The sequence below is a fragment of the Streptosporangium minutum genome (assembly GCF_002149035.1).
Taxonomy (GTDB): Bacteria; Actinomycetota; Actinomycetes; order Streptosporangiales; family Streptosporangiaceae; genus Streptosporangium; species Streptosporangium minutum.
The window spans coordinates 1-16,687 of the sequence record NZ_NGFP01000206.1; the positions used below are offsets into that span (position 1 = coordinate 1).

Consider the following 16,687-nt stretch of genomic DNA (forward strand, 5'->3'; position numbering starts at 1 on the left):
CTCGACGGCTGCGAGGTGCTGCGCATGCTGCGCGCCGTCAGCGCCGTCCCGGTCATCGTGGCGACCGCGCGCGACGACGAACCGCAGATCGTCCGGGCACTGGACGCCGGAGCCGACGACTACGTCGTCAAACCGTTCAGCGCGGCCCACCTGGACGCCCGGATCCGGGCCGTACTGCGCCGCAGCCGCGACGACGACGCCGAGCCCGCGCCGGTACGGGTCGGCGGCCTGCTCATCGAGCAGGCCGGCCGGGAGGCGTTCCTCGACGGCGCCCGCCTGGACCTGACGCCCAAGGAGTTCGACCTGCTGCACTACCTCGCGCTCCGCCCCGGCCAGGTCGTCTCCAAACGGGAACTGCTCACCGAGGTGTGGCGGATGGCCTACGGCGGCGCCGACAAGACCGTCGACGTGCACCTGTCGTGGCTGCGCCGCAAACTCGGCGAGAGCGCCCAGGCCCCCCGCTACCTGCAGACCGTCCACGGCGTCGGCGTGAAGATCGTCGACCCGGGACCCTGAGGCCGAACGATGAGACGGCGCCTGGCCCTGCTCGCGGTGGCGACCACCTCCCTGGTCCTGGTCGCCTTCCTCGTACCGCTGGCCATGCTGGTCAGCACGGTCGCCGCCGAGCGGGCCACGGCCGCCGCCACCGCCAAGGCGCAGTCGCTGGCCGCCGTGGTGGCGCTGGGCGACCGCGACAGCCTCGACGCCACCCTGCGGCAGGTCAACGGATCCACCGACACGCCGATCACGGTCTTCCTGCCGGATCGCACGTCGCTCGGCGCCCCGGCCTCCTGGGACCCCGCCGTCGAGCTGGCCACGCGTGGGCGCAGCATCACCATGGAGACCCCGGCGGGCAGGGAGATCCTGGTGGCCGTCCAGGGAGGAGGCGACGGCACCTCGGTCATCCGCACGTTCGTGAGCGCCGAGCGGCTCCGGCAGGGGGTCGGGCGGGCGTGGCTCGTGCTGGGCCTGATCGGCCTGGCGCTGCTCACGGTCGGCATCGTCGTCGCCGACCGGCTCGCCCGCTCGCTGATCCAGCCGGTCGGACAGGTCGCCGGCCTCTCCCGGCGGCTGGCCGGCGGCGATCTGGACGCGCGGGTGGAGCCGGCGGGGCCGCCCGAGATCCGTGACGTCGGCGCGGCCCTCAACCATCTGGCCGCCCGCATCCGCGAGCTGCTGGCCCGCGAGCGCGAGGCGGTCGCCGATCTCTCCCACCGGCTGCGCACCCCCGTCACGGCGCTGCGGCTGGAGGCCGAGACCCTGCGCGACAAGGACGAGGCCGCGCGGGTGGGAGAGGCCGTCGACACCCTCGAACGCATGGTCAGCCAGGTCATCAGGGAGGCACGCCGGTTCGACCGGGGCGGCGTGGCGCGCTGCGACGCCACCGAGGTGATCACCGATCGGGTCACCTTCTGGTCGGCGCTGGCGGAGGACCAGGACCGGCCGGTGGGGCTCCGCCTACCCGGCTCCCCGCTCCCCGTCGGGGTCAGCGCGCAGGACCTGGCGGCCTGCGCCGACCTGCTGCTGGAGAACGTGTTCGCCAACACGCCCGACGGCACGCCCTTCACCGTCGAACTGGCGCCTCGGCCGGGCGGCGGCGCCCTGCTGGTGATCACCGATGAGGGCCCCGGATTCCCCTATCCGGCCTCGGTCGACCGCGGGATGAGCGGCAGGTCCTCCACCGGTCTGGGGCTCGACATCGCACGCCGTACGGCGGAGGGCTCCGGCGGCCGGCTGCGGGCCGGTCCGGCCCCGTCGGGAGGCGCCGAGATCATCCTCGAACTCGGCCCGGCCCCGTCCTGACGAGTCTTAACGATTCGTTAGGGACACCGCAGCGTTTTGCTATCCGGCGTCCTGGCAGCCTGAAGGGGTCGTCGCACTCCCGCCATCGCGGGACGCCACGGGGATCCGGAGCCCGGGACGGCCGGCGAGGGTGACGCGGCTGCCTCACGGAAGGTTCTCCACGGCGGTGGAGTGAAGATCGCCGGCCGGAGGGCCGGCAGCCGGGGAGACGGCAGCCAGGACGCCCACGACCAGGAGGACCACAGCCGGAGCGGCGAGAACGGAACCTGCCGATCGACTGAGATCACGTCGCATGCGGCCGGGCCCCCTGCCCGTTGCGGGCGGGGGGCACGGTCGTGCCCGCGGGGTCCCGCCTCCTCCGGCGGCCCGCCCGGGAAGGGCCTAGCGGGTCTCCTCGGCCTCGCCGCGCTCCCGGATGAGTGCGGCCAGCTCGCGCACCTGCCGCACGGTCCGGTCCTTCTCCGAGCCCTGCAGTCCCATGGCCCCGATCGTCGCCCCGTCGGCGAAATCGATCTTCGCCCAGGGCTCGCTCTGGGTCAGGGTGACCCCCAGCACCTCCGGCCACTCGTAGCGGTGCACCCGCAGCGGGTTGACCACGGTGATCCCCCGCTCGTCGGCCTCGACCCGGCAGCGCCCCAGCAGATGCAGCGCTCCGGCGATCAGGCCGCCGAGCACGACCATGGCGACCTTGTCGACCACGGTGAACGGCGGGGGCAGGAAGACCGCCATCAGCAGCGCCCCCAGCAGGATCGCCGCGGCGAAGCCGTACGCCACGATCCGCCCCATCTTCGGCCGCCACACCACGGGAAGCTCAGGCGGAGGGACACTCTCGGGGCTCACTTGAAAATCACGATCCTTCGGGAAAACCGCCGGTCACAACCGGTGTGACTGCCGACACAGTGCCGAATGAAATTTACCGCACGGCCCCGCCGGCCATGACTCCGCACGGAGGGTCCGAAGATCCTCCCTTTCCGTCCGCCGACTCCGTCCCCCGCTTCCGCCCGCCGCGGAGCACGGCGGGCGTCGCACTGCGGGGCGGGCGCGCGACAGAGCGGTCGCACGGCGGAGCGGTCGCACGGCGGAGCGGGAGACCTCCGGCTCCGCCGCGGGCGCGCTCCCTGCGTCTCCCGCCTACTCCCGGAGGTCTCTCAGCAGCAGCGCGGTCTCCAGGGCCGCCACGGTCGCCTCGTAGCCCTTGTCCTCGTGGCTGCCCGGCAGCCCGGAGCGGTCGACGGCCTGGTCGAGGGAGTCGCACGTCAGCACGCCGTTGCCGACCGGGGTCCCCTCGTCGAGGGCGACCCGCGTCAGGCCGGAGGTCACCGAGTCGCAGACGTATTCGAAGTGGGCGGTCCCACCCCGGATCACCGCCCCCAGGGCGACGACCGCGTCGTACCGCCTGGCCAGGGCCTGGGCCACGACCGGGATCTCCAGGGTCCCGGCCACGCGGACCACGGTCACGGTGGCGCCGCTGTCCTCGCCGGCCTGTACGGCCCGCGCCACGAGCTGATCGGTGATCTTCTCGTGCCAGCGGGCGGCCACGACGCCGACGGTCAGTCCGCCGGCGTCGACGGCGGAGATCCTCGGCCGTCCGGTGCCGCTCATGCGAGCCCCCCGCCCAGCGGCCCGGAGTGCGCCTCCGTGAGCGCGTCCCGCCTGATCATGCCTTCTCCTCCTGGATGTCGTGGCCGAGGCGCTCGCGCTTGGCCGTCAGGTATTTCTCGTTGTAGGGGTTCATCGCCACCGGCATCGGCTCGCGGCCGAGCACCTTGATGCCGTACCCGTCCATGCCCCGCAGTTTGGCAGGGTTGTTGGTCAGCAGCCGGACCGACTTGACGCCCAGGTCGGCGAGGATCTGCCCGGCGTTGGAGAACTCCCGGGCGTCCACCGGCAGCCCGAGCTCCAGGTTCGCGTCCACGGTGTCCCGGCCGTCGTCCTGCAGGTTGTACGCCTTGAGCTTGGCCAGCAGGCCGATCCCGCGCCCCTCGTGCCCGCGCAGGTAGACGACCACGCCCCGGCCCTCGGCGGCGATCTCGGACATCGCGTGGTCGAGCTGCACCCCGCAGTCGCACCGCAGCGACCCGAGCACGTCTCCGGTCAGGCACTCGGAGTGCGCGCGGACCAGGATGTTCTCGCCGTCCTCGATGTCGCCGTAGACCAGGGCCAGGTGCTCGCCACCGTCCAGCGCGCTCGCGTAGCCGTACGCGCGCCACATGCCGTACCTGTTCGGCAGGAGCGTCTCTGCGACCCGGGTCACCATCCGCTCGCTGCGCCGCCTGAACTCCACGAGCTGCTCGATCGAGACCAGCGCCAGGTCGTGCTCGTCGCAGAACTCGCGCAGCTCCGGCAGTCTCTTCATGGTCCCGTCGTCGTTGACGACCTCGGCGAGCGCGCCCGCCTGGCTCAGCCCGGCGAGCCTGGCCAGGTCGACGGCCGCCTCGGTGTGGCCGCGCCGGACCAGCACGCCGCCCTCCCGGTAGCGGAGCGGGAAGACGTGGCCGGGCCGTACCAGCTCGAACGGCTCGGTGGCCGAGTCGCACAGGGTGCGGATGGTCTTGGCCCGGTCCGAGGCTGAGATGCCGGTGCTCACCCCGTCGCGGGCGTCCACACTGATCGTGTAGGCGGTGCGGAGGCGTTCCCTGTTGTCGTTGACCATCAGCGGCAGGCCGAGCCGGTCGAGGTCCTCGCCGCGCATCGACACGCAGATCACACCGCTGGTGTGCCGGATGGTGAAGGCCAGCAGCGCCGGCGTGGCCTTCGCCGCGGCGAAGATGATGTCCCCTTCGTTCTCGCGGTTCTCGTCGTCGACGACCACCACGGGCCTGCCCTCGCGGATGTCGGCGATCGCCCTCTCGATCGGGTCCAGCTTGATCACACCGCCTCCTTGGGAACGAGTACGGTCCTCGACCGGTACTCCTTTAGCCAGTTGAAGAATCCGACCAGGACGAGCACGAAGAACACTCCGTACACCGCCCCGGAGACGACCAGTCCCGAGCTGAAGGCCAGCGGCACGCCGACCAGGTCCACCGCGATCCAGATCAGCCAGAAGTCGACCAGTGCCCGGCCCTGGGCCCAGGTGGCGACCGCGCTGCCGACGAAGATGTAGGAGTCGGCGAGCACCAGCAGGTACCCCTTGGGCGGCGGGACGGAAGCGCCCCAGGAGAGCTTGGCGACGAAGAAGATCACGCCGACGGCGAGGGTGCCCAGGAGCATGACCCCGACCAGGGCGAGCCGTTCGGAGCCGGTCGCGGGGCGCACGGCCAGCTCCCGGCCGTCCTGGGTGCCGCGCGTCCAGCGCCACCAGCCGTAGACGGCCAGGGCGCCGAACATGACCTGTTTGAGCGCGTTGCCCGTGATGTGGGCGTTGATCGAGGCGACGAGCAGCAGCACCGAGGCGGTGAGCTGGACCGGCCAGGTCCAGATCGACTTGCGGATGGCCAGCAGCACGGTGGCCAGGGCGGCCACGTTCCCGACCAGGTCCGTCCAGAGGACCTTCGTGCCGAGGACCTCGAACCCCGCCTCGGCCCAGTTCACGACCTGCCCCCGAGCCCGTACGCGCCCACGAGCTTCTCCACGTGCTTGGCGATCACGTCCACCTCCAGGTTCACCGGGTCGCCCGGCTGCTTGGCGCCGAGGGTGGTGAGCTGCAGGGTGGTCGGGATCAGGCTGACGGCGAACCCGTTGCCGTCCACGCCGACCACGGTCAGGCTGACGCCGTCCACCGCGATCGAGCCCTTCTCGACCACGTAGCGGTTCAGCTCGGCCGGGAGGGAGAACCGGACGACCTCCCAGTGCTCGCCGGGCTCGCGCGACAGCAGCACGCCCGTCCCGTCCACGTGGCCCTGCACGATGTGGCCGCCCAGCCGCTGGTCGGCGCGGACCGCGCGCTCCAGGTTGACCCGGGAGCCGGGCCGCAGCGCCCCGAGGCAGCTGCGGTCGAGGGTCTCCTTCATCACGTCGGCGACGAACACCTCCCCGTCCACCTCAACCACGGTCAGGCAGACGCCGTTGACGGCGATGGAGTCGCCGTGCCCGGCGTCGGCGGTGACGACCTTGCCCCGGATCGACATCCGGGCCGCGTCCCGCAGTGGCTCGATCGCGGCGATCTCGCCCAGTTCCTCAACGATTCCGGTGAACATTCACAGCTCCTTCAGGGGTACCGGCCGGGCGGTCAGACGCAGGTCCGGCCCAGTGGGGGTGACATCCTCGAACTCCAGGCGGTGGGTCTCGGCGATCGTGGCGGCGCCCGCCGGGCCGAGCGCGGCGGCTCCCTCACCCAGCAGCGCCGGGGCGAGGTAGCCGACGACCCGGTCGATCAGCCCTTCCTTCAGGAAGGAACCCGCGAGGGTCGGCCCGCCCTCCAGCAGCACGCCGACGATCTGGCGGCGGTGCAGCTCGGCCAGGAGCCCCGCCAGGTCGATCCCGTACGGCCGCCGCCGCGCCAGCCGTACCACCTCGGCCCTGGACGCGAGCGCGTCGGCGTCGGCGTCGGCGGCGACCGCGATCAGCGTGGGCGCCCCGCCGTCCAGGACGCGGGCGGTGAGCGGGGTGCGGGCGTCGCTGTCGACGACCACGCGGAGCGGCTGCCTCGTGGCGGGGGCGCCCTCCTTCGGCGGGCGGGCACCGGTGCCGGACCGGCCCGCCGGGAGGCCGGGACCGTCGGCGGGGACGCCGTCCCCCGGCGGGCGGCGGACGGTGAGCCGGGGGTCGTCGGCGAGGACGGTGCCGATGCCCGCGATGATCGCGTCGGCCTCGCCGCGCAGGCGGTGCACGTCGGCGCGGGCCTCCGGCGAGGTGATCCACTGGCTGGTGCCGTCGGCGGCGGCCGAGCGGCCGTCCAGCGTGGCGGCGTACTTCCAGGTGACGTGCGGCCGTCCGAGCCGGACGGAGGTCAGCCACTCGGCGTTGCCGCGCGCGGCCTCCGCGGCGAGCACGCCGGTCGTGACGGCGACGCCGTGCCTCGTGAGCCGGTCGGCGCCGCCGGCGGCCGCGGGGTTGGGGTCGCTCACCGCGACGACGACGCGGGCGATCCCGGCCTCCAGCAGAGCGAGCGCGCAGGGCCCGGTGCGGCCGGTGTGGGCACAGGGTTCGAGGGTGACGTACGCGGTGCCGCCCCTGGCGCGCTCTCCGGCGGCGCGCAACGCGACCACCTCGGCGTGCGGGCCACCGGCGTAGGCGTGGAAGCCCTCCCCCACGACCTGGCCGGCGGCGTCGAGGACGACGCATCCGACGACGGGGTTGGGGCTGGTGGTGCCGCGCCCGCGCGCGGCGAGCTCGATCGCCCGGCGCATGTGCGCCTGATCAGTCACCCGGGTCTCCTACTCGCCAGTAGCTTGCTCTGCCACGGCGGGCCCCGGGGGATAACAGGTGCATGCACCCAGTCAGCGGAGGGTGCCTGGGGGCACTCTCCGCTCGCGCGCTTCCTCCCATCCGGACTTTAACCGTCGGTCCCGGAATTTCACCGGGTCAACCGGTCGATGGCTTCGACCGGGTCGCGGACTGTAACCGCCGGTTCGGATTTTCACCGACCCCGGAGCACGCTGCTTGCCTGTCGGGTCGCTCGTCCTCGCGGACTCGCTCCCCGTATCCTCAGTGTGCCATGCCCGACAAAGGGCAGGAACACCCCTATATTATGTTGACCAAGCGAGCGCTTGGTCAACGCCCGCCTCGCCGGGCGGGCGACACTCGCCGCCACGAACAGCGCCGAACGGCCCGCGGGGATTCCCGTTCGGGATCGTGCGAGACGGTTCGGGAGTGTTCGGGAGCGTTCGGAGTTCTTGAAGGCTCCGGCCCCCCACCCCACCATCCTGTTCAGGCGGCCCTCTTCGGGCAGCGGGAATCAGTCCGGAGAACCCTTCCGGCCGGCGAAGGCCGGAGGGGGCGGCTGCCGGGCCGTCCTCCGCGCGACCGAAGGGAGCGACCATCGAGACAAGCCGCCCGCCTGCCGGGCTACGCGGCCCGCTCGGCCGTCACCCGCCGCGCCCTGCGGGCGTCCGGGGCGTATCTGACCGGGGCGGGCACCAGGCCGATCCCGGCGTGCAGGCCCTTCAACGTGGCCGTCGCCCACAGATCGCCGAGCGGCGTGGCGGGCAGGCCGTACAGCCGGCGGGCCCAGCGCGGCAGGGTCGCGAAGGCCAGCACGGTGAGCATCGGGATGACCGGCTTGAGCGGGAGGAGATAGGTGGGGAACGGCGCGTTCAGGGACTGGCTGAGCGACTGGCGCAGGGGGTGGGGCACCTCGGGGGCGAAGTAGAGACCGGGACGGACGCTCTGGACGTAGTCGCGCATCTCGCCGACCGAGCCGGGCACGTCGTCCGGGCGGAGGCCGACGACCTCCGCGGCGCGGCGCCACTCGTCGACGAACCGGTCGGCGTCCTCGTCGCTCAGGCGCACCCCCGCCCGGCGGGCGACCGACAGGTAGGAGTCGACCTCGCCGACGTGGACCCAGAGGAGCGCGCCGGGGTCGTCGAGGCGGAACCGCTCGCCGGTGTCGGGGTCGAGCGCGGTGAGCCGGGAGTGGATCTTCCTGACCCGGGCGCCCGCCTCGGCCACCTCGGCGCTCGTGCCGTAGGTGCGCACGCGGACGAACTCGGTGGTGCGCAGGAAGCGGGACCACGCCTCGGACGGGTCCATGAGCGCGGAGTTCTGTGCGACCCCGCGCATGGCCCGGGGGTGCAGCCCCTGCATCAGCAGCGCCCGGAACCCTCCGACCAGCAGGATCGGCTCTCCCATCACCCGCCAGGTCACCGAGCCCGGCCCGAACAGTCCGTGATCCATGGACCACCTCCCTTGCAAGTGAGTGCTTACCCCATCCACCGGGAGTGACTCCTCCCCCGACCATGACATCACCGGGACGGCTCCGCGGCGGATCCGGGGTACCCTCGCCGCGCCCCCGGCGCGTTCACCCGCCGTCGGCGCGGCCCCGGAGACAATGACGCCCGTTCACGGCCGCTTTCAGCGGCAATCAATTACATAAAACAAATCATTGACGCACTCAACGGCAGCCGGTTAACGTCACAGCCAGCCGGACGTCCAGGGAAGTCGCGGACGTCATGTGACGGAGAACGGCCTCCGTCCCGCAGGGAGCCCGGAAAGAATGCGGCCGCACCGGCCGGGCCGCCGGTCGTCACGGCGGATCCGGCGAGGGAGAGAGGAAATGATCCGGCAGTCGCCGCGGCTCCGCGACAGACCGCCGGCGCTTCTCGTACCGCGCTCCCCGGGACCCGCCCCCCGACCGCTCTCCGGCTTCGAAAGGTGCTGCTCCCTCTCGAAGCCGGAGAGCTCCCACCTGGACCCCGGCGGCGTCCACCGCACACGGCCGCGGCGATCGGGGAGTTCTCCGATGACGGGGCAGACGGCCATCGGCCGGAACGCCGGGGACCGGCGATGACGTCACAGGACATATGGCGGAAGCGCCTCCGCCCGAATGCGCGCACATCGGGATCGCACGCCTTTCCCTGGTTTCCCCGGCGTTTTGCCGGCCCGCCGCCGGACACCGGATCAGAAAACCCGGCCCGTCAGGAAAATGACCCATTCCCTCGACGCCCGCACTTCTTATCGGAAGGCCTCTCATATCTCCGCGGCCCGCACCCGGATCGCGTCGCCATGACGGAACGATCGGTTCCGTCGCGCGGCAGGGAGGGGCCATCGGCCCCTCCCCGCCGGGGCGGCCGGCACGGGGCCGGCGGCGCGAAACGGCGCGGGCACGGCCGTACCCCGGGGTGAGGTACGGCCGTGACGGGAGGAGGTCCGGGAGGGGCTCAGCCCTTCTCGGCGCGGGCCCGCAGGGCGTCCACCGCGCGGGCCGGGTCCTCGGCACCGTAGACGGCGTTGCCCGCCACGAACACGTCGGCGCCGGCTTCGGCGCAGCGCTCGATGGTCTGGTCCGACACGCCGCCGTCCACCTGGAGCCAGACCTGGCCCCCGTGCTTGTCGATCAGGGCGCGGGCCCGGCGGATCTTGGGCAGCACCACGTCGAGGAACTTCTGGCCGCCGAACCCGGGCTCGACGGTCATCAGCAGCAGCATGTCGATCTCACCCAGCAGGTCTTCGTACGGCTCGACCGGGGTGGCCGGGTTCAGCGCGAAGCCGGCGCGGGCCCCGGCGGCGCGGATCTGGCGCAGGGTCCGGACCGGGGCCTTGGACGCCTCGGCGTGGATGGTCACGCTGCCCGCCCCGGCCTCGGCGTACGCCGGGGCCCAGCGGTCCGGGTCCTCGATCATGAGATGGCAGTCGAGCGGCGTCGAGGTGGCCCTGAGCAGGGACTCGACAACCGGCAGACCGAGTGTCAGGTTGGGCACGAAGTGGTTGTCCATGACATCCACGTGCAGCCAGTCGGCGTTGGGGACCGCCGCGGCCGCCTCGGCGAGGCGGGCGAAGTCGGCGGACAGGATGCTGGGCGAGATCTGTACGGCCATGATGCGGCCGAGTCTATTGCGCGGCCCCTGGAGGCCCGTCACCGGCGGGCCGCCCGGCCCGCACCGGAAACCGCCCAGCCCGTACCGGAAACACCCGTCACCTGACCGCCCCACCCGGTAGGCGCCTTCCCGCTCCCGGATGATCCCCACGGCGACCTGCGGGTCAGATCTCGATCCGGACGCCGTACTCCTCCAGCCAGGCGTTGAACTGGAGCAGCCCCTCCAGCGCCGCCCGGCCCCCCAGCGGGCCGCCGGGTCCCGCGGGCAGGTCGAGCGCGGCCCGCGCCTTCTCCAGGTCGATCAGCGGCGCGACGGCCATGTCGCCGCGGTCGAGCAGCCGGGTCGCCTCCACGCGGAGAGCCCGCTCGTAGGAGGGATCCTGCGTCGAGGGATAGGGGCTCTTGCGGCGCTCCAGGACCGAACGCGGCAGGACGTCCGCCGAGGCGGCACGGAGCAGGCTCTTCTCGTACCCGTCGAAGGTCTTCATCGCCCAGGGGGCGTTGAAGACGTACTCCACCAGCCGGTGATCACAGAACGGCACCCGGACCTCCAGACCGACGGCCATGCTCATGCGATCCTTGCGGTCGAGGAGGATCTGCACGAACCGGGTGAGGTGCAGGTAGCCGATCTCCCGCATCCGCCTCTCCAGGCCGCTCTCACCCGGCAGCCGGGGCACCTCGGCCAGCGCCTGCCGGTAGCTCTCGGCACGGTAGCCGGGAAGGTCGAGCTTGCGCAGCAGGGACTCGTCGAACAGCGCGCCCAGGCCGCCGTACCGCGCGATCCCCGGCGTCGCCAGCCACGGGAAGGTGTCGGCGCCGACCGCCTCGGGGTCGTGGAACCACCGGTAGCCGCCGAAGACCTCGTCGGCGGACTCCCCGGACAGCGCCACGGTGGAGTGGCCCCGGATCGCGTGGAACAGCAGGTAGAGCGAGACGTCCATGTCGCCCACACCGATCGGCAGATCACGCGCCCGCAGGACCGCGGCACGCACGGCCGGGTCCATGAGGTCGGCGGAGTCCAGGACGATGTCGGTGTGGTCGGGGCCGATGTGCCGGACGACGTCGTGGACGTACGGCGCGTCGGGGGTGCCGCGCATCTCGTCGGGCTCGAAGTTGTCGCTGTAGCCGGCGAAGTCGACGGCGAACGACCGGATCCTGCCCGCCCCGCGCTCCCGCAGCGCCTTCGCGGCGAGCGCGGTGACGGCACTGGAGTCGAGGCCGCCGGAGAGCAGGCTGCACAGCGGCACGTCGGAGATGAGCTGGCGCCCGACGATGTCGTCCAGCAGCCCGCGCACGGTCCGGACGGTGGTGTCGAGATCATCGGTGTGCTCGCGCGACTCAAGCCGCCAGTAACGGCGCCGGCTCAGGCCCTGACGGCTCACCCGGACGAGCTGGCCGGGACGGACCTCGTACATCCCCCGGTAGATGCCGTGTTCCGGCGTCTTGACGAGGGCGAGCAGCTCGCGCAGCCCGTCGGCGTCGACCACGGGCGGCTGGGCGAGCGGGTTGGCGAGGATCGCCTTGGGCTCCGAGCCGAACAGCACGCCCGCCGGGGTCGGCCGGTAGTACAGCGGCTTGATGCCCATCCGGTCGCGGACCAGCAGCAGCTCCTCACGGCGGGTGTCCCAGATCGCGAAGGCGAACATGCCGTTCAGCCGGGCGGCGAGGTCGTCGCCCCATTCGAGGTAGGCCCGCAGGACGACCTCGGTGTCGCTCCGGGTGCGGAAGCGGTGGCCGCGCGCGGCCAGTTCGGCGCGTAGCTCGCGGAAGTTGTAGACCTCGCCGCTGTAGGTGAGGACGGCGAGCGGCCGGCCGTCCTCCTCGGCGACCATCGGCTGCCCGCCGCCCTCGATGTCGATGACGGCGAGGCGGCGATGCCCCAGCGCGGCGTGCGGGGCGAGCCACAGTCCCTCGTCGTCGGGCCCGCGGCAGGCCATGGTGTCGGTCATGGCCTGGGCGACGCCCCGCGCCTGCCCGAGATCGCGCTCGAAGTCCACCCAGCCGGAGATTCCGCACATCTCGACAACCCCACGTCTCATCGACGGCCGTCATACATGTCGAACAGCCTGCCGTACGGCTCTATGCCGGGACGGAGCACGGCGGCCGGCGATCGTGGTCGAGCGCCGTCCCTGTCGTTCACATCATTGGAACCCGCGGGGGCCGCCACGTCCACAGGGCACGCCGGACTCCGGCCGGCACTCGCGACGGATGCCCGGCCACCGTCCGCGCCGGCCGGGGCGGCCGGATCCGCCGGTTCGGCCGGGCGGGCGGGATCGTTATCCAACGGAGAGGCGACAGGGCGTACCCGGACGGTGTCTTCTTGTTACAACGGGGCTAACCACTCCTCGCACAGGATGTGTCCATGGCCTCTCGCGCGTCCCGCCGGCCCGCGATCGCCTGGCGGGCGATCGTCCTCGCGTCGCTCCTCGCCGTGCTCAGCGGCGCCCGGCCGCTCTCGCCGCCGCCCTTTCACGTGCCCGTCCCCGTCGCGGCCCCGCTGGAGGCACAGGGCAGGTCCGTCGAGGTCTGGCAGACGCCCGTCGATCCCGGGGCCGCTCTGTTCCTGCTCGGAGACGTCGCCGTCGTCGAGCAGAAGCGGCGGCTCCTGGGCCTGGACGCGCGCACCGGGGCCACGCGCTGGGTCTCCTCCCTCGAGGATCCCGGCTTCCTGCTGGCGGACGACCGCTTCATACTCTCCGAGAAGCAGGTCGAGGCCCAGGAGGAGACCTACTCCCTCCTCACCGTTCTGGACGCGCGCACCGGCGTCTCCCTCTGGACGGCGGTCTCCGGGTTCCCCGCGGACGGTCCCTGGCGCCCCTACTTCTCCCTCATCGGGATGACGGCCAGGCACGCCATCGTCACCCTCCCCTCCCTCCGGAGCGTCAGGGCGTTCGACCTGGCCGACGGCGACGTCGCCTGGGAGACGGCGCTGCCCGGGGAGTGCGAGGCACTGCCCGTCCCGGAGAAGTCCGACGACGACGACTCCGACGTCCACGAAGCGGTCGACGACCAGGTCGCCGTCATGCTCATGCGCTGCGGCGGCCGTACCCACCTGCTGGGGCTGTCCTCCGGCGACGGCGGGCTCCGCTGGGACTGGCCGGTCACCGACCGGGACGTGACGGACCTCTCCCTCCAGGACGGTGTCACGGCCCTGCAGACCCCCCACTCCCTCACGCTCGTCTCCGCCGGCGGAACGGTCCTCTACGACCGCGCGGCGGCCGACATCTGCGAGGGCCACTGCCACGTGGAAGTCCTGGGCGACGCGGTGGTGGTCGCCCGAGGCGGCGGCAGCGACACGGAGATCGTGGTCGAGATGACCGACCGCAGGACGGGACGGCACGTCTGGACACGCACGTTCGACGGCTCCTCCGGCTACGGACTCCAGACCGCGGGCGACCGGCTCTACATGGAGTACAGACTCCCCCCTCCCCTGGAACACCTGGTCCTGGACCTGCTGGACCCCGAGACCGGCCGGACCGTCCACACCACGGCCGACCCGGTGACGGACGACGACAGCGGAGCCTTGGTGGTGGACCGATATGGGAGCCTCTTCTACGCTTTCTCCGGGTTCGACGAGAAGCCCGTCCTGACGGCCTCCCGCCTCCTGCCCGGTCCCGGCGATCCGGGCTGGGCGGCCCGCGACGGCGTCCCGGCGTCGGCGTGGCCGGACGCGTGCGCGCTGCTCCCCGGCCTACCGGGGATCCGCGCCGGGCGCCCGGCCCCCGCCGGGCTCTCCCTGCCGGGCTCCGTCACGTGCGAGCTCAGACCGGCGTCCTCCGGACCCGGCCCCGTCGTGAAGGTGTCGATCCTCTGGGTGTACCCGTCCGTCGGAGAGGCCGAAGAGGCGACGGAGAACAAGGGCCTGAGGGAGCCCTCCGGATGGATCGCGTCCGTCGCCGACGAGGCGCTCTTCCTCGACGACACCCTCACCGACGCGGCGCTGATCCGGGCCGGGCCGATCCTCGTGACCGTCGAGGCGCTCGGAGACCCGGCCCTGACCAGGCGGTCGGTGACGGCGGTGGCGGAGAACCTGCGCACCGGACCCTGGGGAGGCGGCCGATGACCACCGGGACGGCCCTGCCGCCGACACAGGAGAGCGACGGCGGGGCGGAGCCGGGAAGGATCACCCGGGCCCGCAAGTGGATCGTGACGGCCGTGGCCGGGGCGCTGGCGACGCTGGTGAGCACGGTGATCCTCGGCGCCTGGCCCTGGCTGCTCGACCGGTGGGCCGACCTCAGGGGACAGCCGCACCTCATCACGACGGCCTACGCGGAGGAGGTCAGGGTCGGAGAGAACGTGGCGTTCCGGCGGCCGCTCCCCCTCGGCCCGGGACAGACCCTGCTGCCGCCCGGCAGCCGGGACAAGGACGTCCTCGACCTGCTCCGGCGGGAGAAGGCCGCCCGGACGCACGGCATGACCGTCACCGTCGTGCTGAGAAGCACCCGGCGCGAGACGATCCGGATCCTCGACGTCCGCCCGCGCGTCCTCGAGACCGCCCCGTCCTGGAGCGGCGCCTGCATGCACTTCCCCGCGCAGGGGGACGCGCCCGTCTACAAGATCGCCGCCGACCTCGACGACCTGCGCCCCGGCAAGGGCCGCAAGGGAGGCTTCCTGCAGAAGAACCTCGACCTGGTGGAGGGGGAGAGGGCCACCGTCGAGATCTCCGCCACCGCCGCGAAGCGGTACTACCGGTGGGACGTCCAGGTGGACTACCTCTACGGCGACTCGCCCGACGTCCGGCACGTCTACGTCAGGGATCCGGCCGGGGAGGAGTTCCGGCTGACCGGCGAGGCGAAGAGGTACCGGGAGTCCTATTCCACTCCCCCGTTCTCCAACGACTACCGGCGTGTCGCCAGGGAGAAGACATGCTGACAGCCGGCCGGGCCGCCCGCTGGGGCGCAGCGCTCCTGCTGCTCGTCGCCGCCGTCCCCTGGTCCTCCTCGTCTCCCTCCGTCCCGCGGATCACCGGCTTCGCCGAGGACTGGCGGGTGGAGCTGCCCGCGGCCCCGCAGGGCTCCGGCCAGGCCCTGGTCGGCGACGCGGTCGTGATGCGGACCGGTGACCTGCTGACGGCCCGCGACGCCGCGACCGGGGCCGAACGCTGGAGCCACCGGACCGCCGGCGGCTGGATCTCCGGCTGGGCGGCCCCCCTGCCGGTGCTGGTCGTCGACGTCGCGCGGCCGGACCGGGCCGAGCCCACGCACAGCGTCATCGGGCTGTCCGCCGGGACCGGCCGGGTGCTGTGGCGCAGGACCGGGCTCGCCGCCGCCGGCACCTGGCGCGCGCCGTACGGCGGCGCCGCCCCGACCGGCGTGGTCATCACCGAACGCGCGCCGTTCACGCTGGTGGGGACGGACGCCGGCACCGGCGCCGACCGGTGGACGGTGCCGCTGCGCTGCGCGGACGACAGCCGCGCCGTCGAGGAGTCGGCCTCCGACGGGCGCGGTGCGGTGGTGCTCTACCGGTGCGGCCGTCGATCCCACGTCCTCGCCCTGGACACCGCGGCCGGGACCCGCCGGTGGAGCGCGCCGGTCCCCGCGACCGCCACCGGGCTCACCCTCGATCAGGGAACGGTCACGGTCCGCCACGGCAACGCCCTGTCCGTCCTCGACGACCGGGACGGCAGGCTCGTCACCCGCCTCGACGGCTGCTGGAACGGCTGTACGGCGGCGCGCGCCGGCGGGCGCATGGTGCTGTCACACGAGAGCGGGGGCGGAGGCGTGCTGGAGGGCGTCTCCCTGCCCGGCCTCACTCCGCTCTGGCGCCGCACCCCGCCCACGCCCCGGGCGCTGGGCCAGCCGGAGGCCCCCTACCAGAGTGGCTGGACGAGCGGCGGGATCTACTTCGCGGTCCCCAGACCCGCGCGGGACGGCGCCCCGGCCCGCGTGCACGCCGTCGACCCGGCCACGGGGAACACCAGGGAGTTCGGGCTCCCCGGCTCCGGCCTGCCCTTCGCGAGGGCCGGGAACCGGGTCTTCACCGTGCAGCGGTTCACGCTGCCGGCGCGTGCCCCCCGGTTCCGGGTCACCGCCTTCCGCTCGGTCTCTCCGGACCCGTGGGGGGAGACCCCGGCCGGGGCGGACAGGACTCGGTGGCCCGACGCCTGTGAGGTGCTGCGGCGGCTACGCCCGGCGAGCAGGCCGACGCGTCTGTGGAATCCGGTGACGTGCCAGGCGACGAGCGCCGAGGGTCACCGCCTCACCCTCCGCGTCCGGTGGCAGGCCCCGGACCGGGCCTCCGCCGCCCTTCTGTTCGCGGGGATGCGGGAGGCCGCCGGCGGGGTCACGGTCCCCGATGTCGCGGACGCGGCCTTCTCCACCGGCCCGCGCGCGGAGATACTGACCTTCCTGTCCGGCCGGACGATCATCGATGTGTGGTCGGCTTACCTGCCCGTCGTGGCGGAGCTGCCCGCCCTGGCCCGCGAGGTCGCGCGCCTGCTGCCCGTCACGGCGGCGTTCCGGGGGCCGGACG

The 16,687-nt window shown here is 73.0% G+C and carries 14 protein-coding genes and 1 riboswitch; of the genes, 5 read left to right on the plus strand and 9 right to left on the minus strand.

The annotated features are described in order from the left end of the window. A partial coding sequence (locus tag CA984_RS32785; RefSeq protein WP_086577340.1) for a response regulator transcription factor occupies window positions 1-516 on the plus strand: 516 nt, incomplete at its 5' end. A gap of 9 nt (window positions 517-525) precedes the next feature. After that, complete coding sequence (locus CA984_RS32790; RefSeq protein WP_086577341.1) at window positions 526-1,803, plus strand: HAMP domain-containing sensor histidine kinase; 1,278 nt, start codon at window positions 526-528, stop codon at window positions 1,801-1,803. Window positions 1,804-2,184: 381 nt separating this feature from the next. Here CA984_RS32790 and CA984_RS32795 read toward each other — a convergent pair whose 3' ends face one another. From CA984_RS32795 to asnB, 9 genes are all read right to left on the minus strand, one after another. Next, on the minus strand, window positions 2,185-2,643 hold the full coding sequence (locus CA984_RS32795) for a PH domain-containing protein (protein WP_086577342.1): 459 nt from the start codon (window positions 2,641-2,643) through the stop codon (window positions 2,185-2,187). A 291-nt stretch (window positions 2,644-2,934) separates the two neighbouring features. After that, window positions 2,935-3,405 (minus strand): 6,7-dimethyl-8-ribityllumazine synthase, encoded by a 471-nt coding sequence (gene ribH, locus CA984_RS32800; RefSeq protein WP_086577343.1) that lies wholly within the window; start codon window positions 3,403-3,405, stop codon window positions 2,935-2,937. A gap of 55 nt (window positions 3,406-3,460) precedes the next feature. Further along, window positions 3,461-4,675 carry a bifunctional 3,4-dihydroxy-2-butanone-4-phosphate synthase/GTP cyclohydrolase II gene (locus CA984_RS32805; RefSeq protein WP_086577344.1) on the minus strand — a complete coding sequence of 405 codons (1,215 nt, stop codon included), beginning with the start codon at window positions 4,673-4,675 and terminating at the stop codon, window positions 3,461-3,463. Further along, window positions 4,672-5,334 carry a nicotinamide riboside transporter PnuC gene (gene pnuC, locus CA984_RS32810; protein ID WP_086577345.1) on the minus strand — a complete coding sequence of 221 codons (663 nt, stop codon included), beginning with the start codon at window positions 5,332-5,334 and terminating at the stop codon, window positions 4,672-4,674. The genes CA984_RS32805 and pnuC overlap by 4 nt, the downstream gene beginning before the upstream one ends. Continuing rightward, window positions 5,331-5,939 carry a riboflavin synthase gene (locus CA984_RS32815; RefSeq protein WP_086577346.1) on the minus strand — a complete coding sequence of 203 codons (609 nt, stop codon included), beginning with the start codon at window positions 5,937-5,939 and terminating at the stop codon, window positions 5,331-5,333. The genes pnuC and CA984_RS32815 overlap by 4 nt, the downstream gene beginning before the upstream one ends. Further along, the gene (ribD, locus tag CA984_RS32820; protein WP_207621131.1) at window positions 5,940-7,109 is read right to left on the minus strand and encodes a bifunctional diaminohydroxyphosphoribosylaminopyrimidine deaminase/5-amino-6-(5-phosphoribosylamino)uracil reductase RibD; all 1,170 of its coding nucleotides are present in this window, start codon (window positions 7,107-7,109) and stop codon (window positions 5,940-5,942) included. A 103-nt stretch (window positions 7,110-7,212) separates the two neighbouring features. Next, window positions 7,213-7,343: riboswitch (FMN riboswitch) on the minus strand. A 406-nt stretch (window positions 7,344-7,749) separates the two neighbouring features. Continuing rightward, a complete protein-coding gene (locus CA984_RS32825; RefSeq protein ID WP_165781507.1) occupies window positions 7,750-8,577 on the minus strand; it encodes an oxygenase MpaB family protein in 828 nt (275 codons plus the stop codon). Window positions 8,578-9,560: 983 nt separating this feature from the next. Then, window positions 9,561-10,217, minus strand: coding sequence for a ribulose-phosphate 3-epimerase (gene rpe / locus CA984_RS32830; protein ID WP_086577349.1), 657 nt, complete (start codon window positions 10,215-10,217; stop codon window positions 9,561-9,563). 163 nt (window positions 10,218-10,380) lie between these two features. Then, a complete protein-coding gene (gene asnB / locus CA984_RS32835) occupies window positions 10,381-12,255 on the minus strand; it encodes an asparagine synthase (glutamine-hydrolyzing) (protein ID WP_341351742.1) in 1,875 nt (624 codons plus the stop codon). Window positions 12,256-12,578: 323 nt separating this feature from the next. Here asnB and CA984_RS32840 point away from each other — a divergent pair, with 323 nt between their 5' ends. The 3 genes from CA984_RS32840 to CA984_RS32850 all read left to right on the plus strand — a co-directional run. Continuing rightward, window positions 12,579-14,279: an outer membrane protein assembly factor BamB family protein gene (locus CA984_RS32840; protein WP_086577351.1), complete on the plus strand. Its 1,701-nt coding sequence runs from the start codon at window positions 12,579-12,581 to the stop codon at window positions 14,277-14,279. After that, window positions 14,276-15,088, plus strand: a complete 813-nt coding sequence (locus tag CA984_RS32845) for a hypothetical protein (protein ID WP_086577352.1) — start codon at window positions 14,276-14,278, stop codon at window positions 15,086-15,088. The genes CA984_RS32840 and CA984_RS32845 overlap by 4 nt, the downstream gene beginning before the upstream one ends. Continuing rightward, window positions 15,082-16,687, plus strand: a 1,606-nt coding sequence (locus tag CA984_RS32850) for an outer membrane protein assembly factor BamB family protein (RefSeq protein WP_133061842.1), incomplete at its 3' end; no start/stop codon positions are given. The genes CA984_RS32845 and CA984_RS32850, both read left to right, overlap by 7 nt.